The 23,817-nt window shown below is 74.6% G+C and carries 20 protein-coding genes; 7 read left to right on the top strand and 13 right to left on the bottom strand.

From position 1 onward, the window contains the following. Nucleotides 1–560, top strand: a 560-nt coding sequence (locus tag ABD324_RS26910) for an SDR family NAD(P)-dependent oxidoreductase (protein ID WP_344422959.1), incomplete at its 5' end; no start/stop codon positions are given. Here ABD324_RS26910 and ABD324_RS26905 read toward each other — a convergent pair. Continuing rightward, nucleotides 561–1,889 (bottom strand): MFS transporter, encoded by a 1,329-nt coding sequence (locus ABD324_RS26905; RefSeq protein WP_344422956.1) that lies wholly within the window; start codon nucleotides 1,887–1,889, stop codon nucleotides 561–563. It abuts the gene before it with no gap. An 85-nt stretch (nucleotides 1,890–1,974) separates the two neighbouring features. Between ABD324_RS26905 and ABD324_RS26900 the strand changes: the two genes are divergently transcribed. Beyond that, nucleotides 1,975–2,970 carry a LacI family DNA-binding transcriptional regulator gene (locus ABD324_RS26900; protein WP_344422953.1) on the top strand — a complete coding sequence of 332 codons (996 nt, stop codon included), beginning with the start codon at nucleotides 1,975–1,977 and terminating at the stop codon, nucleotides 2,968–2,970. Here the strand turns inward: ABD324_RS26900 and ABD324_RS26895 are convergent. From ABD324_RS26895 to ABD324_RS26885, 3 genes are all read right to left on the bottom strand, one after another. Continuing rightward, nucleotides 2,967–3,755 carry an SDR family NAD(P)-dependent oxidoreductase gene (locus ABD324_RS26895; protein WP_344422950.1) on the bottom strand — a complete coding sequence of 263 codons (789 nt, stop codon included), beginning with the start codon at nucleotides 3,753–3,755 and terminating at the stop codon, nucleotides 2,967–2,969. The genes ABD324_RS26900 and ABD324_RS26895 overlap by 4 nt on opposite strands. Further along, entirely contained in the window at nucleotides 3,752–4,543 is a 792-nt protein-coding gene (locus ABD324_RS26890) for an alpha/beta hydrolase (RefSeq protein WP_344422947.1), read from the bottom strand. Before ABD324_RS26890 ends, ABD324_RS26895 begins: the two co-directional genes overlap by 4 nt. A gap of 61 nt (nucleotides 4,544–4,604) precedes the next feature. Continuing rightward, on the bottom strand, nucleotides 4,605–7,430 hold the full coding sequence (locus ABD324_RS26885) for an ATP-binding protein (protein WP_344422945.1): 2,826 nt from the start codon (nucleotides 7,428–7,430) through the stop codon (nucleotides 4,605–4,607). A gap of 105 nt (nucleotides 7,431–7,535) precedes the next feature. On the opposite strand from ABD324_RS26885, the gene ABD324_RS26880 reads away from it, so the two are divergent. Both ABD324_RS26880 and ABD324_RS26875 read left to right on the top strand, forming a co-directional pair. After that, entirely contained in the window at nucleotides 7,536–8,891 is a 1,356-nt protein-coding gene (locus ABD324_RS26880; protein WP_344422943.1) for a PLP-dependent cysteine synthase family protein, read from the top strand. Nucleotides 8,892–9,011: 120 nt separating this feature from the next. Beyond that, the gene (locus ABD324_RS26875) at nucleotides 9,012–9,584 is read left to right on the top strand and encodes a hypothetical protein (RefSeq protein ID WP_344422942.1); all 573 of its coding nucleotides are present in this window, start codon (nucleotides 9,012–9,014) and stop codon (nucleotides 9,582–9,584) included. Between the two features lie 141 nt (nucleotides 9,585–9,725). Here ABD324_RS26875 and ABD324_RS26870 read toward each other — a convergent pair whose 3' ends face one another. From ABD324_RS26870 to ABD324_RS26860, 3 genes are all read right to left on the bottom strand, one after another. Further along, entirely contained in the window at nucleotides 9,726–11,096 is a 1,371-nt protein-coding gene (locus ABD324_RS26870; protein ID WP_344422940.1) for a protein adenylyltransferase SelO, read from the bottom strand. A 55-nt stretch (nucleotides 11,097–11,151) separates the two neighbouring features. After that, on the bottom strand, nucleotides 11,152–11,778 hold the full coding sequence (locus ABD324_RS26865; protein WP_344422938.1) for a PaaI family thioesterase: 627 nt from the start codon (nucleotides 11,776–11,778) through the stop codon (nucleotides 11,152–11,154). Nucleotides 11,779–11,921: 143 nt separating this feature from the next. Beyond that, nucleotides 11,922–12,935, bottom strand: coding sequence for a LacI family DNA-binding transcriptional regulator (locus ABD324_RS26860; RefSeq protein WP_344422936.1), 1,014 nt, complete (start codon nucleotides 12,933–12,935; stop codon nucleotides 11,922–11,924). Nucleotides 12,936–13,039: 104 nt separating this feature from the next. On the opposite strand from ABD324_RS26860, the gene ABD324_RS26855 reads away from it, so the two are divergent. From ABD324_RS26855 to ABD324_RS26845, 3 genes are read left to right on the top strand one after another with little or no spacing between them, the layout of a single operon-like run. After that, nucleotides 13,040–13,984, top strand: a complete 945-nt coding sequence (locus ABD324_RS26855; RefSeq protein ID WP_344422933.1) for a sugar phosphate isomerase/epimerase family protein — start codon at nucleotides 13,040–13,042, stop codon at nucleotides 13,982–13,984. After that, nucleotides 13,984–14,973 carry a Gfo/Idh/MocA family protein gene (locus ABD324_RS26850; protein WP_344422929.1) on the top strand — a complete coding sequence of 330 codons (990 nt, stop codon included), beginning with the start codon at nucleotides 13,984–13,986 and terminating at the stop codon, nucleotides 14,971–14,973. The genes ABD324_RS26855 and ABD324_RS26850 overlap by 1 nt, the downstream gene beginning before the upstream one ends. Next, nucleotides 14,970–15,857, top strand: a complete 888-nt coding sequence (locus ABD324_RS26845; RefSeq protein ID WP_344422926.1) for a sugar phosphate isomerase/epimerase family protein — start codon at nucleotides 14,970–14,972, stop codon at nucleotides 15,855–15,857. The genes ABD324_RS26850 and ABD324_RS26845 overlap by 4 nt, the downstream gene beginning before the upstream one ends. Before the next feature lie 3 nt (nucleotides 15,858–15,860). Here ABD324_RS26845 and ABD324_RS26840 read toward each other — a convergent pair whose 3' ends face one another. The 6 genes from ABD324_RS26840 to ABD324_RS26815 all read right to left on the bottom strand — a co-directional run bounded on the left by ABD324_RS26840 (nucleotide 15,861) and on the right by ABD324_RS26815 (nucleotide 23,788). Next, nucleotides 15,861–16,622 carry a dienelactone hydrolase family protein gene (locus tag ABD324_RS26840; RefSeq protein ID WP_344422923.1) on the bottom strand — a complete coding sequence of 254 codons (762 nt, stop codon included), beginning with the start codon at nucleotides 16,620–16,622 and terminating at the stop codon, nucleotides 15,861–15,863. After that, nucleotides 16,619–19,093, bottom strand: coding sequence for a hypothetical protein (locus ABD324_RS26835; protein ID WP_344422920.1), 2,475 nt, complete (start codon nucleotides 19,091–19,093; stop codon nucleotides 16,619–16,621). Before ABD324_RS26835 ends, ABD324_RS26840 begins: the two co-directional genes overlap by 4 nt. A gap of 98 nt (nucleotides 19,094–19,191) precedes the next feature. Continuing rightward, nucleotides 19,192–20,034 (bottom strand): HpcH/HpaI aldolase/citrate lyase family protein, encoded by an 843-nt coding sequence (locus tag ABD324_RS26830; protein ID WP_344422916.1) that lies wholly within the window; start codon nucleotides 20,032–20,034, stop codon nucleotides 19,192–19,194. Beyond that, a complete protein-coding gene (locus ABD324_RS26825) occupies nucleotides 20,034–21,494 on the bottom strand; it encodes a dihydroorotase (protein ID WP_344422913.1) in 1,461 nt (486 codons plus the stop codon). The genes ABD324_RS26830 and ABD324_RS26825 overlap by 1 nt, the downstream gene beginning before the upstream one ends. Before the next feature lie 33 nt (nucleotides 21,495–21,527). Then, nucleotides 21,528–22,940, bottom strand: coding sequence for an MmgE/PrpD family protein (locus ABD324_RS26820; RefSeq protein ID WP_344422910.1), 1,413 nt, complete (start codon nucleotides 22,938–22,940; stop codon nucleotides 21,528–21,530). Next, a complete protein-coding gene (locus ABD324_RS26815; RefSeq protein WP_344422907.1) occupies nucleotides 22,937–23,788 on the bottom strand; it encodes a cyclase family protein in 852 nt (283 codons plus the stop codon). The genes ABD324_RS26820 and ABD324_RS26815 overlap by 4 nt, the downstream gene beginning before the upstream one ends. Between the last annotated feature and the right edge of the window lie 29 nt (nucleotides 23,789–23,817).

Raw genomic sequence — 23,817 nt, 5'->3', positions numbered from 1 at the left:
GCGTCGTCGACGAGGCGGTCGCGCGGCTGGGCCGGATCGACGTGCTGGTGAACAACGCGGCCCGGGCGCCGTCGGGGTCGACCCGGCATCGCGTCACGGACACCGGGTACGACGAGTGGGTCGAGGCCTGGCGCCGGACGCTGGAGGTCAACCTGCTCGGCGCCGCGAACGTCACCTGGGCCGTGGTCCGGCACCTGCTCGGACGCGGCGCCGGCGGCAGCATCGTCAACGTCGGGTCGAGGGGCGCCTACCGCGGCGAGCCCGACCATCCCGCGTACGGGGCGAGCAAGGCCGCGCTGCACGCGTTCGGCCAGTCGATGGCGGTCGCGCTGGCACCGCACGACATCTCGGTGGCGTCCGTGGCTCCGGGGATCGTGGCGACCGAGCGCCTGGAGCCGGCGCTGGAGGCCGACGGCGACCGGTTCCGCGCGCAGAGCCCCTTCGGTCGCGTCGGCACTCCCGAGGACGTGGCAGCCGCGGTGCTGTACCTCGCCTCGCCCGGGGGCCGATGGAGCTCGGGTGCCGTCCTCGACGTGAACGGCGCCTCCCACCTGCGGTGATCAGCGAACGCCGGCCGGGCTCACCTGGCGGACGACCGCCCGGCACGCGGTGGCGAACCGGCTCGGCGCGCGCCCCTGGGCCCGTCGGACGACGCGGCGGTTGACCAGGATGCCGACCACCGCGAGACCCCAGATCGGGTACTGCAGCAGCCACGCCACCCGGAAGGCCTCCGGGGTGAAGCCGCCGAGCGCGGTCAGCACCGCCCCGACGGCGGCCAGCAGCACCAGCGAGGCGCTGTAGCCGCCGATGTTCACCATTCCCTGCGCCACCGCGAGCGCGCTGCGGGGATTGTGGGTGCGGGCGAGGTCGAACCCCACGACGGAGCCGGGCCCGTTGGTCGCGAGCACCAGGACCAGCACGACCAGCAGCCAGCCCGGCGCGCGGCCGGGCCACAGCAGCACCACGGTCCAGGCGGTCGCGGTCAGCGCGATGACGCCGAGCAGGATCGTCGAGCGGTTGCCGGGCAGCCGCGCGGTGAGGGCGCCGATCAGCGGGCCCACGCAGACGGACGCGACGACGAGCATCGTGAGGAGCCACCCCGCGTCGACCGCCGACCAGCCCTGGGCCGAGACGAGGTACGGCACGCCCCAGAGCAGCGAGAACGTCATCATGGAGAACTGGGTGCCGAGGTGGCCGAAGAAGCCGAGCCGGGTACCCGGCCGTCGCCAGATCGCCCGGACCTGGGCGAGGAGCTCGCGGACCGGCACGGGGTCGGTGGGCACGGCGGGGTGCGGTCCGTTGCGCACGAGGAGGCCTGCGACCACGGCGCCGACGATGCTCGCGGCGGCCGCGACGGTGAAGGCGAGGGTCCAGCCGCCGGAGTGCACGAGCAGCAGCAGCGGAATCAGGGACAGCACCTGTCCGGCCTGCCCGACCAGGGTGGTGAGCTGGGTCAGCAGCGGCACCCGGTGGCCGGGGAACCAGCGGGGGACCACGACCATGATCGACGCGAAGACCAGCGCATCACCCGAGCCCACCAGCACCCGGGCGACGGCGGCCGACGGGAGCGAGCCCGCGGTCGCGAGCAGGACCTGTCCGCCGCCGAGCAGCACCCCCGCGACCGCCAGGACCCACCGTGGCCCGAAGCGGTCGACCAGGAGGCCGGCCGGGATCTGCCCCAGCGCGTAGACGCCGATCTGGAGGAACACGAACGCCGACAGCGCCGACGGGCTGATCCCGAAGCGCTCCGCCGCGTCGATCCCCGTGGCACCCAACGACGTCCGCTGCATGACGGCGAGGACGTACGCGAGCAGCGCGGCCGCCCAGACGAGCCAGGCCCTCCTCCCGATCGCCGAGTCCCGTGCCGGTCCACCGGTGGTGGCGCGCATGTGTGTCCCGCTCCTCGTGCTCGATCCGGAGCCCAGTATGGCAACCGGTTGCCATGAGTTGCCAGCCTGCTGGCAGACTCGCGGCATGGATCACAGCGGTGGGGACGGGGGCCGCCGGGCCGTCACCATCTACGACGTCGCCCGCGAAGCCGGCGTGGCCACGTCCACCGCCTCGCGGGCGCTGTCGAACCCGGGCCGGGTCAGCGAGCGGACGCGGCGGCACGTCGAGGAGGTCGCGTCCCGGCTCGGCTACCGCGCCAACCGGCTCGCGCAGGCCCTGCCGTCGGGGCGGACGCGGATGCTGGGCCTGGTCGTCCCGGACGTCACCAACCCGCACGTGTTCGGCCTGCTGCGCGGCGCCGAGGCCCAGGCCGCGGCCGCGGGGTACACGGTGGTGTTCGCCGACAGCGAGGAGCGGCCGGAGCTCGAGGCCGCGCACGTGGAGCGCCTCTCGTCCTTCGTGGACGGTTTCGTCCTGTCGCCCCGCGGCGACGACGCGGCCCTGCGGGCCCTCGCGCAGGTGCGGCCCGTGGTGCTCTTCAATCGCTCGCTGGCGCCCGTGCCGGGGGTGACCTTCGACTTCGACGACTCCAGCCGGCAGATCGTCGACCACCTCGTGGCGCTGGGCCACTCCCAGGTGGCGTACCTGCGTGGGCCCGTGACGTCGTGGGCGGACGGGCGGCGGCGGGCCGCGCTGGCCCGTCACTGCGGCGTACACGGGGTCACGCTCACCGAGCTGGGCCCGTTCGCCCCGACCCTCGGTTCGGGGCCCGCGGCGGCGGACGCCGCGCTGGCCGGACCGGCGACCGCCGTCGTCGCGTTCAACGACCTGCTCGCGATCGGTGTGCTGCAACGCCTGGAGGCCCGCGGGGTCTCGGTGCCGGGGGAGCTGAGCGTGGTCGGCGGCGACGACATCTTCGGCGCCTCGTTCTGCCATCCGCCGCTGACCACGATCGCCGCGCCGACCGAGCAGGCGGGGAGGCTGCTGGTCGACATGCTGACGGGCCGGGTCCCCGGCGACGAGCTGGTGCTGCACGCCCCGCTCGTCGCCCGGGGGTCCACCGGCCCGCCGCGGGTCTAGAGGGTGCCGACCATGCCGCCGTCGATCACCACGTCGGCGCCGGTGACGTTCCCGGCGGTCTCCGAGGCGAGGAGCAGCACCAGCTGGGCGACCTCCGAGGGTCGGCTGAACCGCCCGGTCGGGGTGCCCGCGACGGCGGCCGCCCGGATCGCGGCCGGGTCGGCCCCCTGGGCCTTGCCGAGGGTCTCGGCCACGCCCCCGGCACCGAGCCACAGCGCCGTCTCGACCGGGCCCGGGCTGACGGTGTTGACCCGGATCCCCAAGGGCCCCAGCTCCTTCGACAGCGACTTGCACACGCTGTGCAGGGCGGCCTTGGCCGCGCTGTAGTCGATCACACCGGGATCGGGCAGCGTGGCGTTCACCGAGCAGACGGTGACGATCGCCGACGGGGTGCGCCGCAGGAGATGGGGGACCGCGGCCCGCGTCGCGCGCACCGCGGACAGCAGGTTCACCTCCCAGGACCACTGCCAGTCGTCGTCGGTGACCTGGACGAACCCGCCGGTGCGGGGCCGGACCCCGCCGACGTTGTTGACGAGGATGTCGATGCCGCCGAACCGTGCGACCGCCTGCTCGACGAGGGTCTCGCAGCCGGCGGTGGTCGTCAGGTCGTCGAGGACCACGATCATCTCGCCCTCGTCGGCGAGCGCGGTCAGCTCCGGGGAGCCGTTGAGCGCGCCGGCCGCGACCCGTACACCCTCCCCGACCAGGGCCTGCGCGATCGCCAGCCCGATGCCGCGGCTGGCCCCGGTCACCACCGCCGTCCGTCCGGCGAGGTCGAGCTTCACAGCTGGTGTTCCTTCAGCCAGGTCAGGCAGACGTCCGCGATCTCGGGCCAGCCGGAGTCGATGATCAGCGAGTGGCCGCGGTCGGGGAAGGTCGTGATGTCCGTGACGGCGGCGGAGTGGCGGTACTGCTTGAGCGTCGCGCGCGTGACCGACTCGGGGACGGTGTGGTCCTTCCCGCTGGCGATCAGGAGCAGCGGGCCGCGGTTCTCGTTGCCGGTGGCGATCTTCGCGGGCGAGTGCGGGTCGAAGTTCGCCGACGCGGCCTCGAACAGCGGGCGCCCCGGCGCGGGGATCGTCCAGCGGTCGAAGAGCTCGCCCGACTCCTCCTCCGGCACCGCGTTGGCGAAGGCGAACCGGAACTGCTCGGCCGTCAGCGACACCGAGCGGTGCCGGTTGGCCGGGTTCTTGAACACCGGCAGGGTCGCCCGCAGCGCGGACAGCGGCACCGGGAGGACGCCCTTGATCTGGGCGGCGTCGATCGCGACGGCGGCAAGCGCGCGGTCCTGTCCGAGCAGCTTCTGGGCGATCAGGCCGCCGAAGGAGTGCCCGACGAGGATCGGGGCCGACGGCAGCGTGTCGATGATCGCCGCGAAGTGGGCCACCACGTCGTCGATGCCGTGGTCGGCGATCGCGTCGGGATCGCTGCGGGAGGCCTCCACCGTGTCGCCGTCGCCGGGCCAGCCCGGTGCCTGCGGCTCGTAGCCCGCCTCCCGGAACCGTGCGATCCACGGATCCCACGAGGTGGCGTGCAGCCAGAGGCCATGGATGAACAGCACCGGTGTGCCCACGGGATTCTCCTTCGTCGAGCCGGACGACGACGACGCTAGGCAGGCCGTGGGCCGGCCGGCTTCAGTCTCCGCGACGGGGCAGCGACGGGGTACCGCCCGGCGGGCTAGCGTCGGACGACTGCACGTCGAGGGTGCCCGCGAGCTGGGTGCGGCTGGTGACCCCGAGCTTCGGGAAGATCCGGTACAGGTGCGAGCCCACCGTGCGGTGGGACAGGAACAGCCGTTGGCCGATCTCCCGGTTGGACAGCCCCTGGGCGGCGAGCTCCGCGATCTGGGTCTCCTGCGGGGAGAGCTGCTCGCGGGGGTTGCGGGCCGGCCGCCATCCCCGTTCGCCCGTGGCCCGCAGCTCGCGGTCGGCGCGGTCGGCCCAGGGGTGGGCGCCCACGGCGTCGAACGTGCTGCGGGCGGCCCGCAGCGGTCCGCGGGACTCGACGGTGCGCCGCTGGCGGCGCAGCCAGGACCCGTGGGCGAGCTGGAGGCGGGCGCGGTGCCACGGGAACGGCCGTGCCGCGCCGTCGAGCGCGGCCCGGAAGAGCTCCTCCGCCGTCGCCGGGTCGGCCAGGACGGCGCGCGAGTACTCCAGCGCGATCAGCGGCCCCACGGGCGGTGAGTCGCCCGCGATCTTCTCCACCGAGTCCAGCACGGCCGCCGCCTCGGCGCGGCGACCGGTGTGCACCGCGGCCTCGGCGAGATAGCCGACCGTCCAGAGCTGTTGCACCCGTTGCCATGCGGGATCGGTACGGACGAAGACCCGGTGCAGCTCGCCGTAGGCGGGCTCGGGCCGCTCGGCGCCGAGGGCGGCCACCCCGCGGGCCAGCTGGACGCCGGCGAGCAGGGACGAGCTCGCGTTCGGGATGCGGAGCGCGGTGTCCTCGGCCTCGGTGAGCAGGGGATGCTGGACGTCCCAGCCACCGCCGACCGCCTCGATCGTCGCCACGGCGACGCGCGCGGTCGCGGCCCAGACCGCCTGCCCGGTCTCGTCGGCGAGCCGGCGGGCCTCGTCGGCCGATCTCGACGCGTCGAGGATGCCGAGGTTGATCTCGGCCCAGGAGCGGATCGCGAGCGCCTCGGCCAGCAGACCCAGGCTGCCCTGCGCCCGGAGGGCCTGGATCGCGGCGGACAGGAACGCGACGGCCCGGGTGAAGTCGCCGACGCAGAACGCGGCGATGCCCAGCATGCCGGCGAGATCGGGCCGCCCGCCCGCGTCCGGGGCCCAGCTCCCCAGCTGCTCGACGACGGTCGGGGCCATCGTGAGGGACTCCGACAGGCCGAGGACGGCCAGCAGCCGGGGATCACCCGCCGGGAGCGCGACCTCGTGGACGGCCCGGACGATCTCCTCGCGGACGCTCTCGCCGGGATCGCGCCACCACACCCGCCGCGCCGCACCGAACAGGAGCTGCATCGCGAGATCGGGATCGGCGTCGGCCACGGCGCGCCGCGCCAGGCCGACCAGGTGGCCGATCTCGGCAGGCTCGCTGGACGAGCCGTCGTGGAACACGCCGCGCAGCCAGGTCAGCCGGGCCCGCTCGCGGTCCGGCAGGGCCATCCCCGAGACCTGCGCGGTGATCTCCTCGACCTGGGCGAACCGGCCCAGCTCGTAGCCGAGCTCGGCGGCGCCGAGGAGCCGGGCGGCCCGGTCGTCGGGCCCGGGGCTGAGCGCGGCCGCGCGGTGCAACCACGTCATCGCGGCGGACACCGCACCGCGGTCCCGGGCGTCGGACGCCGCCCGTTCGAGCCCGGCGGCGATCTCCTCGTCGGGGCCGGGCGCGGCGGACGCCCGGTGCCACACGGCCCGGTGCGCGGCGGAGCCGTCCGGGTGGGCGGACAGGACGTCGGCGAGCGCCGCGTGCGCGGCGCGCCGGGTGGCGGGATCCATGGCCCGGCGCAGCGCCGTACCGACGAGCGGATGCGTGATCCGGTAGGTCCGGTCGACGACAGTCAGCAGGCCGAGATCCACCGCCGGCCGGGCCGCGTCCAGGTCCCCGGCCGCCGGCCGGAGGATCCCCGCGGCGGCCAGGACGTCCTGGATGTCGTCGCCGTCGTCGACCGCGGCCACGTCCACGATCACGCGCGCCGCCGCACCGAGCTCGTCGGCCCGCGCGACGAAGGCGCGTTCCAGCCGTGCGGTCATGGGCAGGTCCTCGGCGGACCCCGAGCCCTCACCGCCGTCGGACCCGACGGCGGCGGCGAACTCGACGAGTGCGAGCGGGTTCCCGTCGGCCTGGCGGAGGATGCGGTCGCGGATCCCGGGAGCCGGCTGCGGATCCTGGGTCCCGAGGAGCTCCGCCGCGGCGGCCCCGTCCAGGTGGGGCACCTCGATCCAGGTGACGGCACGGTCGTCGGCGAAGGGCCCCACCCCGAACGGCGCCGTCTCCGCCGAGGTGAAGAGCAGGGCGATGCGCTCCCCGGCGATCCGCCGCGCGACGAAGGCCACCACGTCGAGGGAGGGCTGGTCCATCCGGTGGAGGTCGTCGAGGCAGACGAGCACCGGCGACTCGGCGGCCGCGTCGGCCAGCAGCTCCAGTACCGCCAGGGACGTGAAGAACGGGTTGACGACGGGGGAGGCGCTCATCGCGAAGCAGGCCAGCAGGGCGTCGCGCTGGAGCTCGGGCAGCCGGTCCGCCCGGGCCAGCAGCGGGTGGAGCAGCTGGTGCAGGGCGGCGAAGGGCAGGTGGGCCTCGGACTGGGCACCGCGCGCGGAGAGCACCCGGAAACCGCTCGCCCGGACGCGCTCGGCGACCTCGGCCAGCAGCGCGCTCTTCCCGATCCCCGGCTCGCCCACCAGCCCGATCGCCACGCCGCCGAGCTGCGCACCCTCGACCCGCTCCACGAGGATCCGCAGCTCGTCGTCGCGCCCGATGAGTCGCCGTCCGGGGGTGAGGGTCACGCAGTGGAGCATGCGGTTCCGGGCCGCAATCGTCCAGCATCGTGGCGCTCGCCTCCCCGCCGCCTGCTCCGCCGGAGCGCCGTCCGTCCCGGCTAGCCTTGGCCGATGACCGTGCACGACAGCGTCCTCGACCTGGTCGGCGGGACGCCGCTGGTCCGGCTCCGGCGGCTCACCGCGGGCATGTCCGCCACCGTCCTCGTGAAGATCGAGGCCCTCAACCCCGGCGGGTCGGTGAAGGACCGGGCCGCTCTCGCGATGGTCCGGGCGGCCGAGGAGTCCGGCGCGCTGGGCCCGGGCGGGACGATCGTGGAGGGGACGTCGGGCAACACCGCGGCCGGTCTCGCGCAGGCGGCGGCCGTGCTGGGCTACCGCTCGATCGCCGTGCTCCCGGACACGATCGCGCCGGAGAAGGTCGACGTCCTGCGTGCCTACGGCGCCGAGATCGTCCGGACCCCGGCGCGGCTGCCCCGCGAGCACCCCGAGCACGTCAACAACCTGGCGGCGCGGATCGCGGCGCAGACGCCGGGCGGGTGGCTCGCGAACCAGTACGACAACCCGGCCAATCCGGAGGCGCACCGGCGCACCACGGGCCCGGAGATCTGGAAGGACACCGGCGGCGCGGTCACGCACTTCGTCGCGGGCATCGGGACGGGCGGGACGATCAGCGGCGCCGCGGCCCACCTCAAGGAGGTCAGCGGCGGGGCGGTCACGGTCGTCGGGGCGGACCCGCTCACCTCCGTCTACCACGGCGGGGACGGGTCCCCGTTCCTCGTCGAGGCGGCCGGTCACTACCGGCACCCGGACACCGTCACCGACGTCTGGCCGCGCTCCTACGATCCGTCCGTCGTCGACCGGATCCTGGCGATCCCGGACCGGGAGTCGGTGCTCACGGTGCGCCGGCTCGCCCGCGAGGAGGGCCTGCTCGTCGGCGGCTCGGCGGGCCTCGCGGTCGCGGCCGCGCTCCGGGTGGCCCGCGAGCTCGGCCCCGGGAACACCGTGGTGGCCCTCCTGCCGGACTCCGGACGCGCCTACCTGAGCAAGTACCACTCGGTGGACTGGTTGCGCCGCAACGGTTTTCTCGACGACGACCGGCCCGGCCTGCTGGCGGAGCGGATCGGCCCCGAGCCGGTCGCGACGGTGACCCCACAGGCCACGACCGGCGAGGCCCGGGCGGTGCTGGCCGCGCAGGCGGTGCTCCCGGTGGTGCTCGCCGGCCGCGATCCCGCGCTGCCCGCCTCGGCCGCGGAGATCGTCGGCTGGCTCGTCCCCGAGGACCTCGGCTCGGCCGACTCCGCCGCGCTCCCGGCGGTCCCGCACGGCCGGGCGCCCTTCACCGTGGGCACCGGCGAGACGGTCGACGAGGCCCTCGACCGTGCGGAGCAGGCCGGTGCGGAGCTGCTGTTCGTGCTCCGGGACGGCCGGCTGGCCGGCGTGACCACCCCGGCCGCCCTGCGGGCCTGAGCCGGGCCACCCTCGACCGGCCCCGCGTCGACATCCCGAGCCCGGCGCGCGTAACGGACGAACCGGATCGTCCGAACCGGACCGCAGCCGGATGCCGACGCCGGCCGAGGAGGCTCGTCGATGGCGCTGCGACGTCTGGCTGTGCTCGTCCCGACGCTCGTGCTGTCCCTGGTGGCCACGGTGTCCGCGTGCGGGAGCGGGGGTGGGCCCGGGACGGCGCCGGCCGCGGGGGTCACCAGCGCGAGCGCACCGTCGCCGAGCCGGACCCCCGCCAGCACGACCGCCCGCTCCGGTTCGAGCAGCAGTGCGCGAGCCTCCGCCGCCCCGTCCGCCTCCGCGCGTGCGTCCGCCACGCAGAGCTCGTCCTGCCGGAAGGCCGACTACGTGCCGCTGCGGGCCGTCACCCTCACCAACTCCGGTGGCGACACCGTCCGCATCTGGCGGTCCGGATCGAGCACGCGGCCGTACCGTCCCTACTGGAAGATCAACGGTGGCAAGGAGACCTTCCAGGACACGCTGCCGTACACGCTGCGCGCCGGATCGCTCACCGCCGAGTTCTTCGTGGTCCAGACCCCGAGGTTCGAGCCCGGCTCGGACGGGCGGAACCAGCTGGTCCAGGGATACCAGCTCGTCATGGAGGTCTGCGGGACCTGGAGGCAGACGGACGGCCCCACCGACATCTGGAAGCGCTGACGGCGAGGCCGACGGTCCGTGGCCCGGGACGCAGGCGCGCCATGGCAGTGGCCGGCGTCGTGACCGGGTCATGGAGCAGGATCTCGTCCGCACCGTCGACGGCCTGCTCGCCCGTCAGGTACCCGTCAGGTACCTCAGCCGTCAGGTACCGCAGTAGGTCACGTACCGGCCGTCGGGTCCCGGGAGCGCGTACCGCTCGAGGCCGGGCCGCTCCTCGTAGGGCCGCCGCAGGACCTCCACCAGCCGGTCCAGCGGTTCGCGATCGCCCCCGACCGCCGCGTCGAGCGCCTCCTGCACGAGATGGTTGCGCGGCACGTACACCGGGTTCGCGCGGTCCATCGCCTCCGGATCCGGCCCCTCCGCGCGGAAACGTCCCAGCCACGGGTCGTCGAGCGGGGCCGGGGCGCCGCGCAGGTGGGCGGCGAGGCCGCGGAAGAACGTGGTCGGGTCGGGCTTCGTGCGGGCCAGCAGGGCCACCAGGTCGTCGAGCAGGGCGTCCGGTGCCGAGGCCAGCCCGAGCTTGCGGAGCAGGCCCGCCCGCAGGTGCACCCGGAACTGCCGGCCGTAGCCGGTCAGGACCTCGGTGGCGGCCTCCACGGCCGCGTCCTGGTCGTCCGCGAACAACGGCAGCATGGCCTCGCCCAGCCGGGCGAGGTTCCACTGCAGGACGGCGGGCTGGTTGCCGAAGGCGTACCGGCCGCCCTGGTCGATCGAGCTGAACACCGCGTCCTGGTCGTAGGTGTCGACGAAGGCGCAGGGGCCGTAGTCGATCGTCTCGCCCGAGATCGTGGTGTTGTCGGTGTTCATCACGCCGTGCACGAAGCCGACGAGCATCCAGCGCGACACCAGCTCCGCCTGGACGTCGACGATCCGCCCGTAGAGGCCCAGGTACCCGTCGGCCGTCGGATGGTGGCGGGCGAGGACGTGATCGGCCAGCCGGCGGAGCAGGTCGGTGTCGCCCGTCGCCGCCGCGTACTGGAAGGTCCCCACCCGCACGTGGCTCGCCGCCACCCGGGCGAGTACCGCACCGGGCTCGTAGCCGTTCTCCCGCAGCACGTTCTCCCCGGTGGTGACCACGGCGAGGGCCCGGGTCGTCGGGATGCCGAGCGCGTGCATGGCCTCGCCGACGACGTACTCGCGCAGCATCGGCCCCAGCGGTGCCTTGCCGTCCCCGCCGCGGGCGAACGGCGTGCGACCGGAGCCCTTGAGGTGCAGGTCCCGCCCGTCCGGGAGCTCGCCGAGCAGGAGCGCGCGCCCGTCGCCGAGGCGGGGCGAGTAGTTGCCGAACTGGTGGCCGGCGTAGCCCATCGCCACCGTGTCCGGCACCGCCCCGGTGAGCAGGGCGGTGTCCGCGCGCAGCCGGGCCGGGTCGAGCCCGAGCTCGCCGGCGAGACCCTCGTTCACCACGACGACCTGCGGGTCCGGCGCGGGTGCGGCGGACCAGGACAGGCACAGCTCGGGCAGGTCCCGGGCGAACGTGTGGTCGAGCGTGGCCGATACCGCGAGGCTCATGCCCCGAGGGTACGTGCGCGGGCGGCGCCCGGCGGGGTGCGCCGGGCGGTCCGGCTCAGGACTGCCCCGGACGCAGCTGCACGAACAGCCCCTCGGCCTCGGCGCAGACCCGGTCGCCGTCGCGGAGGACACCGGAGACGAAGCGTTTCCGACCCTCCTCGCGGCCGGTGCGGACCTCGACGGTGAGGTCCGTCCCGATGGGGGTGATGCTGCGGTAGTCCACGTTCAGGTAGGCGGTGCGCGCCGCCGGCCGGCCGTCCCGGTTCGCGAAGCGGCCCATGAGGTCGTCGAACATCAGCGGGATGGCACCGCCGTGCACCGCGCCGTTGCCCCCGAGGTAGTAGCGCCCGAAGCGGACGGTGCCGCGCATGTCGTCCGCACCGTGGACGACGTCGCGCACGGGCGGGATCAGGACCGCGCCGTGGGACGGCAGACCCTCCACCCTCCCGCTCGGCGCCGACCACTCGTCCGTCTCGGCGGGCGCGAGGAGCGCGGCGGCGCGGGTGATCTCCCGGGTGACCTCGGTGACCAGCGCCGCATCGGGCGCGGCGGCCGCGAGCCGGTCCTGCAGCAGCCGCATCGCCTCGACGAGCTCGCCGTAGCCCGGCGGGGCCTCGGGCACGGAGCGCGACTCCCACCAGTTCGGCAGGCCGACGCCCGCCCCTGAACTACCCCCGTGCACACGGCCTCCCGAACGCGCCGACCGCTCCCGGCGCTGTCGGACCCTCTGATCGGACCATACAGAACGGCCCCGGAGCGGCAGGGTGAGCGCCTTCACGCCGCGGCCGGGCGCCGAGCGGAGCGGGTCGGGTGCTCCCGCGCGGGTCAGCGGGGCGCCGGGCCCGTCGTCCCCCGGACCACCAGCTGCGGGGCCAGCACCTCGTGCACCGGGTCGCCGTCCGGCGCGTCCAGTCGGGCCGTGACGGCGCGGATCGCCTTGCGGGCCAACGAGGAGGCGTCCTGCCGGACCGTCGTGAGGTCGACGTGGGAGAGCCGCGACACCCGGTCGTCGTTGTAGCCGACCACCGAGAGCTGCGCGGGGACGTCGATCCCGGCCCGCCGCAGCGTGTCGAGCAGGCCCAGGGCGCAGCGGTCGTTGGCGGCGAGCACCGCGGTGGGCGCGCCCGGACCCGGCAGGCCCTCGGCGAGCAGCTGTCGTGCGGCCGCGACCCCGGCGTCCTCGTGGTAGGCGCCGGGCAGCACCCGGGCCTCCAGACCCGCGGCGCCCATGGCGGCGCGGAAACCCGAACGACGTACCTCGGCGTTCGGCCCGTCCCCGCCGTCGACGTGCACGATCCGCCCGTGGCCCAGGGAGATCAGGTGCTCGACGGCGGCGCGGAGCCCCTCGGCGTCCGCGCTCGACACGCTGTCGACCCCCGGCACGTCCCGGCCGACCACCGCCACCGCCGCGCGGGCGCCCAGGCCCTGCACCAGGTCGTCGCCACCCGAGGGACCGAGCAGGACGAGCCCCTCGCAGCGGTGCGCCAACAGGCTCTCGGCCGCGGCGATGTCCCCGGTGACGGCGGTGCGCGCGCCGAGCAGCACGTCGTAGCCCAGCGCGGCGGCCTCGGCGTGGAGGGTCTCGATGATGTCCGCCTCGAAGGGCTCGCCGACGGTGGTCAGGACGCCGATCGTGCGGCTGCGGCCCCGGGCGAGGAGCCGGGCGGCGTTGTCGGGGCGGTAGCCGAGCTCCGCGGCCGCGGCGAGCACCCGGGCCCGGGTCGCGGGGGACGCGCCGGGGCTGTCCCGGAACACGATCGACACCAGGGCGCGCGAGACACCGGCGCGCGCGGCGACGTCGACCATCGTCGGCCGGCGACGGGAGGGGGATGCGGCCACCGCCATCCTCTCGCAGAGTTTGTCTTGACATCAGCTCTTGGCGCGCCCAGAGTCTCGGTGAGCGCCACTAGCGCGCTCTAGTATCGCCGAGATCGGGAGACGTCGTGGTCAGCACCCCATCCAGCAGCCCGAGGATCCGGGTCGGGTCCGCGCCCGACTCGTGGGGCGTGTGGTTCCCCTCCGACCCGGCGCAGACCCCGGCGGAGCGGTTCCTGTCCGAGGTCTCGTCCGCCGGCTACGAGTGGATCGAGATCGGGCCCTACGGCTACCTGCCCACGGACCCCGCCGAGTTCCTCGAGCAGATGGAGCGCTTCGGCCTGCGGGTCTCCGCCGGTACCGTCTTCGAGCACCTCCACCGCGAGGACTCGTGGGAGGACGTCTGGAAGCAGATCTCCGACGTCGCGGCCCTGACCCGGGCGGTCGGCGGCGAGCACATCATCGTGATCCCCGAGCCGTGGCGCGACCACCGGACGGGCGCGGCGCTGGAGAGCCCCGAGCTCTCGGCCGCGCAGTGGGCCGCCCTCACCGGCGGGATGGACGAGCTGGGGCGCCGGGTGCTGGAGGAGTACGGCCTGGCCGTGCAGTTCCACAGCCATGCGGACAGCCACGTCGGGTACCAGCGCGACATCGAGCGCTTCCTCGCCGACACCGACCCGCGCTACGTGAACCTCTGCCTCGACACCGGGCACGTCTCGTACTACCGCGGCGACAACCTCGAGCTGATCCGCACGTACCCGGAGCGCATCGGCTACCTGCACCTCAAGCAGGTCGATCCGGCCGTGCTCGACCAGGTCGAGGCCGAGGACCTGACCTTTCCCGAGGCCGTGCGGCGCGGCGTCATGATCGAGCCACCGCTCGGCGTCCCGGAGATGGGCCCGCTGCTCGACGCCGTCGCCGCGCTGGACCGCGACATCTACGCGATCGTCGAGCAGGACCTCTACCCCTGCGCACCCGACGTCCCGGCGCCGATCGCCCGGCGCACCCACACCTACCTCGCCGGCTGCGGCACCGCCGCCCTCGAGATCGGCACCCCGAGGGGGACCGTCTGATGGTGAACGTCGCCGTCATCGGGGTCGGCGCCATGGGTGCCTTCCACGCCGATGCGTTGTCCCACCGGGTCCGCGGGGCCCGGGTGTCGGTCGTCAGCGACCTCGACGCCGACCGCGCCGGGGCCCTCGCCGAGACCCTCGGTGCCCGGTTCGAGCCGGACCCGATCGCCGCGATCGGCTCGTCCGACGTGGATGCCGTGGTGCTGGCCAGCCCCGGCTTCGCGCACGAGAAGCAGGTCCTCGCCTGCTTCGACGCCGGCAAGCCCGTGCTCTGCGAGAAGCCCCTCACGATGGACGAGCGCAGCGCCTACGCCCTGGTCCAGGCCGAGGCGGAACTGGGCCGGCGGCTGGTCCAGGTCGGCTTCATGCGCCGCTTCGACCGCGAGTACGCGGCGCTGCGCGCGCTCGTCGAGTCCGGTGAGCTGGGCCGCCCGCTCATGCTGCACTGTGTGCACCGCAACCCGGCCGTGCCGGACAGCTTCACCTCCGAGATGGCGCTGGCCGACTCCGTGGTCCACGAGGTCGACTGCGTCCGCTTCCTGCTGGGGCAGGAGATCGTCGCGGTCACCGCGCTGCGGCCCGCCGCCACCGGCAGCGCCCCGGAGGGCGTGTCCGACCCGATGCTGGTGCTGTTCGAGACCGAGGCCGGCACGCTCGTCGACGTCGAGTCGTTCGTGCGCACCGGCGTCGCCTACGAGGTGCGCACCGAGCTCGTCGCCGAGCACGGCATGGCGACGATCGGGCTCGACCAGAACCTGCTGCTGCGCACAGCGGGCCGCTGGGGCGGCGCCATCGCCGCGGACTTCGTCGAGCGCTTCGGCCAGGCCTACGACTCGCAGCTGCAGGCCTTCGTCGACGCCGCCGCACAGGGCACCGTCACGGGCCCGGACGTGTGGGACGGCTACGCCGCCGTCGCCGTCTGCACCGCCGGCGTCGAGGCCGTCTCGACCGGCTGTCGCGTCGAGATCACGCTGGGGGCCCGGCCGTGAAGCTCGCCCTCGACCCCCAGATGTTCTACGCGACCCACTCGGTGCTGGAGCTGCCGGACGTGGTGGCGCGCATGGGGTATCGCTGGATGGAGCTGTCCCCGAAGGACGACTTCGTGCCGTTCTTCCGCCATCCCCGGGTGGACGACGCCACGGTCGCGACGCTCCGCAAGCGGGCCGCGGACGCCGGGGTCGGCATCGCCTCCGTGCTGCCGGTGCTGCGCTGGTCCGGCCCGGGTGAGGACGAGCGGCAGGCCGCCGTCCGCGCCTGGAAGCGAGCCGTCCAGATCACCGTGGACCTCGGCGTCGACGTCATGAACTCCGAGTTCAACGGCCGCCCGGAGGCCCCGGAGCTGGCCGAGGCCCAGTTCCTGCGCTCGCTCGACGAGCTGGCCCCGGTGTTCGAGCGGGAGGGCGTCCGCCTGGTGCTCGAGCCGCACCCGGACGACTTCATCGAGGAGGGCCACGCCGCGGTGAACATGGTGCGGGGCCTCAACCGGACCTGGATCGATGTCCTCTACTGCACCCCGCACACGTTCCACCAGGGCAACGACGCGCCGGGCATCATCGCGGCGGCGGGGGAGAAGCTCGCCTACGTCCACCTCGCCGACACCCTGGACCACGCGGCGTCGAACGGGCTGCGCTACATCGTGAACCCGCCCGGTTCGACGGTCCGGGTGCACCAGCACGCCGAGCTGGGCCGCGGCGAGGTCGACTTCGACGAGGTCTTCGCCGCGCTGGCCGCCGTCGGCTTCGACGGCGTCCTCTCCAGCTGCGTGTTCGGCTGGGAGGAGCACGCCGCGGAGATCAGCGTGCGGCAGCGCGAGAAGATCACGGCGTTGGTGGAGAAGCACTTCGGCGCGGGCCGCGGCGCCGCGCTGGCCTGAGCGTCAGCCCAGCCGCTCGGTGAGGAACGCGACGACCTCGGCCACCGCGCCGGGATGGCGTTCCTCGCCCGTGAGGGTCGAGTGCGCCTTCGGAACGGGTGGGTCGAAGGTGGTGACGTGCAGGCGGTCGGCCCCCAGCAGGTCCTCGGCGGCCTGCAGCCGTTCCGGCGGCGACAGCGGGTCGCCGTCGTACCGGTACCCGCGGACCCGGAGGTCCGTCCGGGCGCAGAGGGCGGCGCGGTCGTCCTCGCCGAGTCCGAGATCGGCTGCCCAGTGCCGCCGGTCGGCGAAGGGCAACCGGCCCACGGCGGCGGCCGGTGCCGCGGGCTGGGCGACGACGGCGGCCCGCACTCGCGGATCGACGGCGAGCGCGAGCGCGAAACCGCCCGTCATGCACATGCCGACCACACCGCAGGGCCGGTCCTCACCGCGGGCCACCACCTCGTCGAACAGCGTGCGCAGCCACGGGACCGCCGGGCTCGTCCGTCCGGTCCGGAAGAAGTGGACCTCCCGCCGGACGCAGAGCCGCGCGACCGTGCCCGGGGTGGAGGGACGGCCGTCGCGCCCGACGATCGAGGGGACGGTCACGCGGAACCGTTCCGCCAGCTCGCCCGCGAACCGCACCAGGGCGGCGTTGACTCCCGGGAACTCGTGCAGGAGAAGCACTCCCGGCGCGTCACTGTCGCCGAGGACGTAGTAGGCGTGCCGATGCCCACCGTGGGGGACCTCGTGCTGTTCCCAGCCCGCGGGCGGCCACCCGGTCACGACCGGGCCACCTGCTCGTGTGCGGACGCGACCGGGAGGGCGGGGTCGGGTCCCAGCCGGGGGAGCGTCTCGTCGTCGGCGGCGGGCGTCGTGGGTGCGAGCTGCGGGGCGGCCCCGGGGTCCACCGGGTGTCCGGGCAGCAGGTCGCCCAGTGCGGCGTACCAGGCGGCGTCGAGCCAGTAGTCGCCGTGCCCGCGCAGCGCGATCAGGGGGCCGCCCTGCAGCGTCGGATCGGGCGGTGGCGGCGGATCGAGCAGCCGCCAGTCCGGCCCGAACTGCTGGCGCGCTCCGGTGACCACGTCGCCGTCGGGGCCGCCGTCGATCCAGTGGGCCGCCCGGTCGTGGTGGTCCCAGCTCAGTACCGGCCCGGCCAGCGGGTCCGTGTCCCGGTACAGGTTGCGCCAGCGCTTCCCGAGCGTGGCGTAGAGCGCCTCGATCGCGCCGAGGTTCACGTAGGCGGGAAAGGCACGCGAGAACATCACCTGCAGCTGCGACCCGAACGAGAGGAACACGACGCGCGACAGCAGTCCCTTGTCCTCGTCGCGGGCACCGAGCCGGAGGAGCGCCGCGAAGCACAGCAGGCTGCCCTGGCTGTGCCCGCACAGCGCGACCGACCGGCCGGGGCGTCCGACGTGGCGGCGGATCCGGTTCTCGATGTCCGCCACGGCGCGCTGGGAGTAGATCGCCGGCACGAAGGGGTGCGCCGAGCGCGGCCAGAAGGAGATCACGTCCCAGATCACGTTGACCGCGCGTCGGCGGGACTCGCCGAGGATCGCGGTGCGCCCCAACGACACCAGACCGGTCGCCAGCAGCAGGAGCGTGATCGTCCCGACGCTGGTGAAGAACACCTCGGCCGGGTGCGGGGTCGGGCCACCGGAGGCCGTCAGCAGCGACAGCGGCAGCGGCGGGGTCGCGGGCACGCCGCCGACGAGCACGGGGCCGATGGCCACGACGACCGCGGCGGTGAGGACCACACCGACCACGGCGAACAGGGTCAGCACGCAGACGAGATGGTTCTTCAGCCGCGCGGCCCACACGGCGCCGGCGACGCGGGCGAGCCACGGGCCGGGGATCTCCCGGCCCGGACCGAAGTCCTCCGACACGCGGTCGACGAGCGTCCTCCGTGACCGTGAGCGCTGCACGAGGACGTAGCCGACCAGTGCCAGCACCACGAACGCGGTGATGCCCCAGGCGTACACGACCCGGGCCATCAGGTCCGGCACGGTGACCGTGGAGCCCGCGGGGTCGAGGACCCGCGCGACGAACACGGTGAACGACCCGGAGTAGCCGATTCCCACGAAGATCGCCAGCAGCGCGACCAACGTGCATGCCCGCCCGCCCGCGTAGGGCCGGAAGGCGGCCGAGGCAGCCCGATGCCGAGCCTCGGCGGCCCGGTCGGCCCGGTCGGCCTCGGGGGCGGATCCGGTGGACGGAGCGGAGGGGTCGGGACGGCGGGCGAGCACGTCGTTGGCGACCGCCAGCAGGAACGCCCCGACCGCGACGGCGATCACCAGCCACGCGCCGAGGATGTCGATCCCCGGGGCGTGCGGCATCCCCACGGGGTGCGCCGGGGGCGCGGCCCAGGCCAGGACCAGTGCCGCCCCGGCGGCGGCGCCGCACACGACCGCCGACCAGAACGCGATCGTCCGGACGCCGCTCCGCCCGCCCGGGTCGAAGCCGGTGCCGTCCGCGTCGACCTGCGCGGAGCCCTCCGGGTCGCCCATCACGACCGTGCCGGTCGCGACCACGCCCAGCAGCACGACCGCCACGACCACGAACGACCAGTGGACGTCGGCGAGGATCGCACCGGCGACGGCCACCACGGCGAAACCCGTCGCGACGTGCAGCAGACGCAGCGCCGGGGCGTCGGGATCGCCCTCGAAGAAGCCGGGCCGGGTGAGCTCGGTGACGTACCGGCCCTCCGGGGTGGCCGGCGGCGGCCGGTCCTCCGCGATGGTCTCCGGGCGCGCGCGGGCGAGCCAGCGGAACAGGAAGGTGAGCGCGATCGGCGCCGCGAGGGCGACGGCGAAGGTGAAGCCCCGCTCCCCGCCGGCCCGCTGCCACGCCCAGAGATCGACGGTCATCACCGCGGTCGTGTAGACGAACAGGGCGGTCAGCCCCAGGCCGACGAGCCGCAGCATCGCACCCGCCACGGTGTGGGCGGCGCGGCCGATCCGGTCATGGGGTCTCGGCAGCATGAACTGCGCGGCGTTGACCAGCCCGAACGGCGCCAGGAGCAACCACAGCCCCTGGGCCCCCGAACCCGAGGTCAGGCGGCCCCAGTGGTATCCCTCGAGGATCTGCCCGTCACCGGCAGGCAGGACGGCGCCGCGCCGGTCGGCCGGCCGGAAGAACCGGCCGAGCTGGTCCCCGGCCACCTGCTGCACCCGGTCGATGTTGAGCATGCTCTCCGGAGGCGTGGCGTGGACGCCGTGCACCCGCAGCTCGACCCAGTCCCTGTGCTCGTCCACAGTGCACCTCCGTGAGGACACGCTCGCACAGCGCGACCACCCCGTTACACCTCCGCGGGCGGGCGGTTCGTGCCCGGCGGCCCGGGCGTCCACACTCCCTAGCGCCGCTGGCGCGCCAGGACGTCGCGCGCCGACCGGGCGATCGCCTCGTCGATCAGCCGGCCCCGCCGGTCCAGGCCGACCCCGGACCCGGTCCCCGCCAGCCGGTCGACGACGTCGCGGGCCTCCGCGACCTCCTCCGCCGTCGGCGTGAACACGGCGTTGAGCACGGGAACCTGCCGGGGATGGATCGCCGTCCGGGCCCGGAAACCCTCCCGCAGCAGGGCGCGGGTGCGCTCGGCCAGGGTCGCGTCGTCGAGGGTCAGATCGGTCTCGACGGGCGCGATGGGCGCCGGGCGCCCGGCCGCCGCGGACGCGACGACGAGCATGGCCCGGTGCGGGGCGAGCTCGGCCCGGTCGGGTCCCGGCCGCAGGCCCAGGGCCGCGGCGAGGTCCGCCTCGCCGATCCCCATCCGCCGCACCCGGGGGCCCTCGGCGAGCCGGACGACGTCGACGATCCCCCGCGGCGTCTCGACCAGGGGGACGACCCCGAAGGTGCCCGGTACCAGGTCCCGGGCGAGCTCGGCCCGGCACAACGCCTCGTGCGCCTCCAGCAGCAGCTCCGGCTCCGCCTTCGGCAGGAGGATCCCGGTACACGCCGCCATCGCCACCGCGGCGACGTCCTCGTCGAGCAGGTCGGCGTTGACCCGCACCCACAGCTCCGGTCCGTCCGGCGCGGTCGCGAGGAACTCCGCGACCGCCCGTCGCGCACTTCCCTTGGCGTGCACGGCGACCGCGTCCTCCAGGTCGAGGACGAGCGCGTCCGCGCCGCGGCCGGCGGCCGTGGCCATCCGGTCCGGCCGGTCCCCGGGGACGTAGAGGTAGCTGCGGGGGGCGAGCATCAGCGGCCGGTCGGGCGGTGCAGGTAGCGGCCGGACTGCGCGCCGACGACCTTGCCGTCGGCCAGCACCCGCTCGCCGCGCAGGAAGGTGTCCGTGACCGCCGCGGTCAGCTCGAAGCCCTCGAACGGCGTGTACTCCTGCGCCGACTCGGAGTCCGCGGCCCGCACGGTCCAGGTGACCTCGGGGTCGACGAGCGCGATGTCGGCGTCGAAGCCGGGGGCGATGGCGCCCTTGGTGCGCAGCCCGAAGCGGGTGGCCGGGTTCCAGGACGTCAGCTGCGCGATGCGCTGCATCGACAACCCGCGCCGCGAGCCCTCGGTGACCAGCCCGGCGAGCAGGTACTCCGCGCCGCCGAAGCCGGACTTGGCGAGGAACACGTCGTCGCGCGGATCCCCGAACTTCGTCTCGTCCTTGCAGCAGGCGTGGTCGCTCACGACCCAGTCCAGCTCGCCGGCGAGCAGGTGCGTCCACAGTGCCTCGACGTCCTCGCGCGGGCGGATCGGCGGGTTCACCTTGGCGCCCAGGCCCTGTGCGGTGTCGACGTCCGCGAGCAGGTGGCCGATCGTGACCTCGCGGCGGAAGTCGATGTGCGGGAAGGCCTTCGCCATCCGCAGCGCGGCGTCGACCGCCTTCGCCGAGCTCAGGTGCAGCAGGTTGATCTTGGGTAGGCCGGTCTCGTGCGCGAGGTAGGACGCGATGGAGACGGCGAGGCCCTCGGAGTGCGGCGGGCGCGAGGCCGAGTAGGCGTGCAGCCCGGTGAGCGTGCCCTCCTCCTCGACGATCTTCTGGTACGCCGTCATGATCTCGGCGGTCTCGCAGTGCAGGCCCAGCGAGATCTCCTCGGCCAGCTCCGGGAACTGCTCGCGGGCGGCCTGGATGCCGCGCATCACGAACTCGAAGTGCGCGTAGTCGTACCGCTCGCCCTCGGGCGTCATGAGGAACGAGCTCTGGTCCGCGGAGGACCCGTGCAGCCCGTGGCCGCCGTAGAACATGAAGATCTTGAACGACGTCACGCCGAACTCGGAGATCAGCCGCGGGATCTCGCCGATGTGTTCCTTGCTCATCGGCGCGAGGTGGAAGGCGTAGTCGACGTGCGCGCGGTCCGCGGACGCGGCGAGCACCTCGGGGAAGAAGTCCTGGTACGGGCCGCCCTTGTTCAGGTAGTACTGCCCGGTCCGCATGTAGTTCAGCGCCGTCGTGACCCCGCCCTGGGCGCAGGCCCGGCTCTCCACCTCGGTGTCGGTGGCGAGCGGGTTGTAGATGCCCCAGTGCTGGTGGGCGTCGACCACGCCGGGGAAGGCGTACTTGCCGCCGCCGTCGACGACGGTCGCGCCCTCGGTGTCCAGGGCGGGGCCCAGGGCGGTCACGCGGCCGCCGGTGATCCCGATGTCGAGGCGCTCGGGTTCGGGCCGGTCGTGACCGACCACGAGGACATTGGTGAGGACGGTGTCGAAAGCCACGGGAGATGCTCCTAGCGAAATCTGACGGGCCGATCAGACGCTGCGGGCGAGCAGCGCGAGCAGCGGGGTGAGGGACGGTGCGGTGTCGAGGGCGAGCACGGCGCCCTCGATCTCGGCGGCGACGTCGTCGGCCACGATGCCGGCCACGTTGTCGCGGAACTTGCGGGCCAGCTCGGCGTCCGACAGCGGGCGCTGGGGCCCGCCGCGGTTCTCCAGGACCTCCTCGGTCCACACCGTGCCGTCGGTCGTGGTGACCCGCAGCGTCGCGGGGAACTGGTGAGGGAAGATCGCGTCGCAGCGTTCGTCGCCGACGACCTCGACGGTCGCCATCAGCCTGCGCCGCACGGGATCCTGTGCGAGCTCGTCCGTGTAGTCGGCGAGCCCGGCGCCGAGGCCGGTCCCGCCGAGCAGCCCGACGGCCACGGCGTAGGGGCCACTGAACTGCGCCTGGTACCCGGTGTCGGGCGCGCGCTTGACCTCGATCGGCTCGCCGACCGTCCGCGCCACGGCGGAGGGGACGCCCAGCCGCACGGAGCGGACGTCCTCGGCGCGCACGCCGCGCTCCCGCAGCCGCGCCGCGGCGTCCACGGCGGTGTGGGTGAAGTGGTTGGCCGGGTAGGGCTTGAAGAAGATCCCCGGCACCTCCCACCGGACGCCCAGCCCGTCCGTGATCGCCGCGGGATCGAAGCGGTCCCGGATGAACGCCTGGAAGAACCCGAAACGGCCCTCCAGGACCGTCGGGGGACCGGTGAACCCGCGCCGGACGAGCTGGGCGGCGGTGACGGCGGAGTGGGCCGCCCAGCCGCAGTGCAGCCGCTTGACGGTACCGCCGGTCCGGTTGGCCTCGATCACGCCCGATGCCATCGAGGCGGCGATGCCGAGCGCGTCCCGCACGCCCTCCTCGCCGAGCCCGAGCAGGACGGCGGCCGCGGCGGCGCCGCCGAGCGCCCCGCAGATCGAGGTCGCGTGCTGGCCGTGCTCGAAGAACACCGAGTTGCGCAGCTCCGCGTCGTAGCCGGCCATCCCGATCCGGACGGCGGTCTCCAGCCCGACGGCGATCGCGGCGACCGTGGTCGCCCCGCTCGCCCCGGCCAGCTCGGCGGCGGCCAGCGCCGCCGGGATCACGGCCGCGCTCGGGTGCAGCACCGAGGGCAGGTGCGTGTCGTCGTAGTCCAGCGAGTGGGCCGTGACGCCGTTGGCGAACGCGGCCCAGGTGGCGGGCACCGGACCGGCGAGCCCGATCGCGTGTGCCTGCGGGGCTCCGCCCTGCTCCTCGACGTGGTCCAGCGCGGCCCGGCTCGTCGGCAGCGCGGTGGCCGCGACGCACAGGCCGAGGATGTCGAGCACCCGGCGCCGCACGCTCGCGGCGACGTCCTCGGGCAGGGCGCCGGCCGCGGTCTTCGCCGCGAAGGCGGACAGCTCCTCGGAGAGCGTGCGCTCGGTCATCGCCCACTCCCCGACGGTCCGCTCACCACGGCGAGCGGGCGGACCGGCGAGCCGGTGGCGCCGAACAGCGCGAGCGGGCTGAGCACGAACAGGAACTCGTGCACCCCGGCCGCGGAGATCCCCTCCAGGTCGAGCGCCTCGACGATGTAGATCCCGTGCTCCACCAGCAGCACCCGGTGGGCGGGCAGGGTGGCGTGGCCCTCGCCGGGGGCGAGGCGCTCGAAGGCGATCGTGTCCGCGCCGGCGGCGTGCACCCGCCGGTCGGCGAGCCACTGCGCGCCCGCGGCCGAGACACCGGGGACTCCCGAGTCGTGGCCCACGTAGGTGCCCGGATCGGGATCGCCGAAGTTCCGCCCCCAGCCGCTGCGGACGAGCACCACGTCGCCCTCGCCGACCGGCGTGCCCTGGCGCGAGACGGTGGCGTCGAGGTCCGCGGGCGTGATCTCGTACCCGCCGCCGAGGCCGGGCAGCCCCAGCGTGGCGGGCACGTCGAGCAGCACGCCGCGGCGGACGATCGGGGCGATCGTGTGCGCGCCCAGCTCCTCGTACTTCCCGCCGACCCCGGCCGCCACGGCGTCGCACCCGCCGTACATCTTCCCGTCCTGCGAGACGTGGGCCAGCGCGTCGATGTGGGTGCCGACGTGCGTGCCCATGGTGATCATGTCGTTGGCGGCGGACGCCCCGTCCGTGCGGACGCGGTCGCCGTGCCGGCGCGGCAGCGTGTGCCAGTACGGCGGATGGTTCGGCGACTGCGGCATCCCGATCGTCAGCGGGCGGCCGAGGTCGTGGACCTCGAGGCCGCCGGCCACGATCTGCAGCAGCGGGTCCGTCGTCTCGGTCGCGGTCATGCTCCCTCTCGTTCCTTGCAGCGCATCTC

The sequence above is a fragment of the Pseudonocardia ailaonensis genome, from assembly GCF_039531635.1.
In the GTDB taxonomy this organism is placed as follows: Bacteria; Actinomycetota; Actinomycetes; order Mycobacteriales; family Pseudonocardiaceae; genus Pseudonocardia; species Pseudonocardia ailaonensis.
Note: the sequence above shows the minus strand (reverse complement) of the source record. Positions and strands in the feature narration are given on the sequence as shown.

Bases quoted from the DNA above. Each gene is read 5' to 3' on its own strand.
- ABD324_RS26905 (WP_344422956.1), bottom strand. From the start codon at position 1,889: ATGCGCGCCACCACCGGTGGACCGGCACGGGACTCGGCGATCGGGAGG.
- ABD324_RS26900 (WP_344422953.1), top strand. From the start codon at position 1,975: ATGGATCACAGCGGTGGGGACGGGGGCCGCCGGGCCGTCACCATCTAC.
- ABD324_RS26880 (WP_344422943.1), top strand. From the start codon at position 7,536: ATGACCGTGCACGACAGCGTCCTCGACCTGGTCGGCGGGACGCCGCTG.
- ABD324_RS26875 (WP_344422942.1), top strand. From the start codon at position 9,012: ATGGCGCTGCGACGTCTGGCTGTGCTCGTCCCGACGCTCGTGCTGTCC.
- ABD324_RS26870 (WP_344422940.1), bottom strand. From the start codon at position 11,096: ATGAGCCTCGCGGTATCGGCCACGCTCGACCACACGTTCGCCCGGGAC.
- ABD324_RS26850 (WP_344422929.1), top strand. From the start codon at position 13,984: ATGGTGAACGTCGCCGTCATCGGGGTCGGCGCCATGGGTGCCTTCCAC.
- ABD324_RS26830 (WP_344422916.1), bottom strand. From the start codon at position 20,034: ATGCTCGCCCCCCGCAGCTACCTCTACGTCCCCGGGGACCGGCCGGAC.
- ABD324_RS26820 (WP_344422910.1), bottom strand. From the start codon at position 22,940: ATGACCGAGCGCACGCTCTCCGAGGAGCTGTCCGCCTTCGCGGCGAAG.
- ABD324_RS26815 (WP_344422907.1), bottom strand. From the start codon at position 23,788: ATGACCGCGACCGAGACGACGGACCCGCTGCTGCAGATCGTGGCCGGC.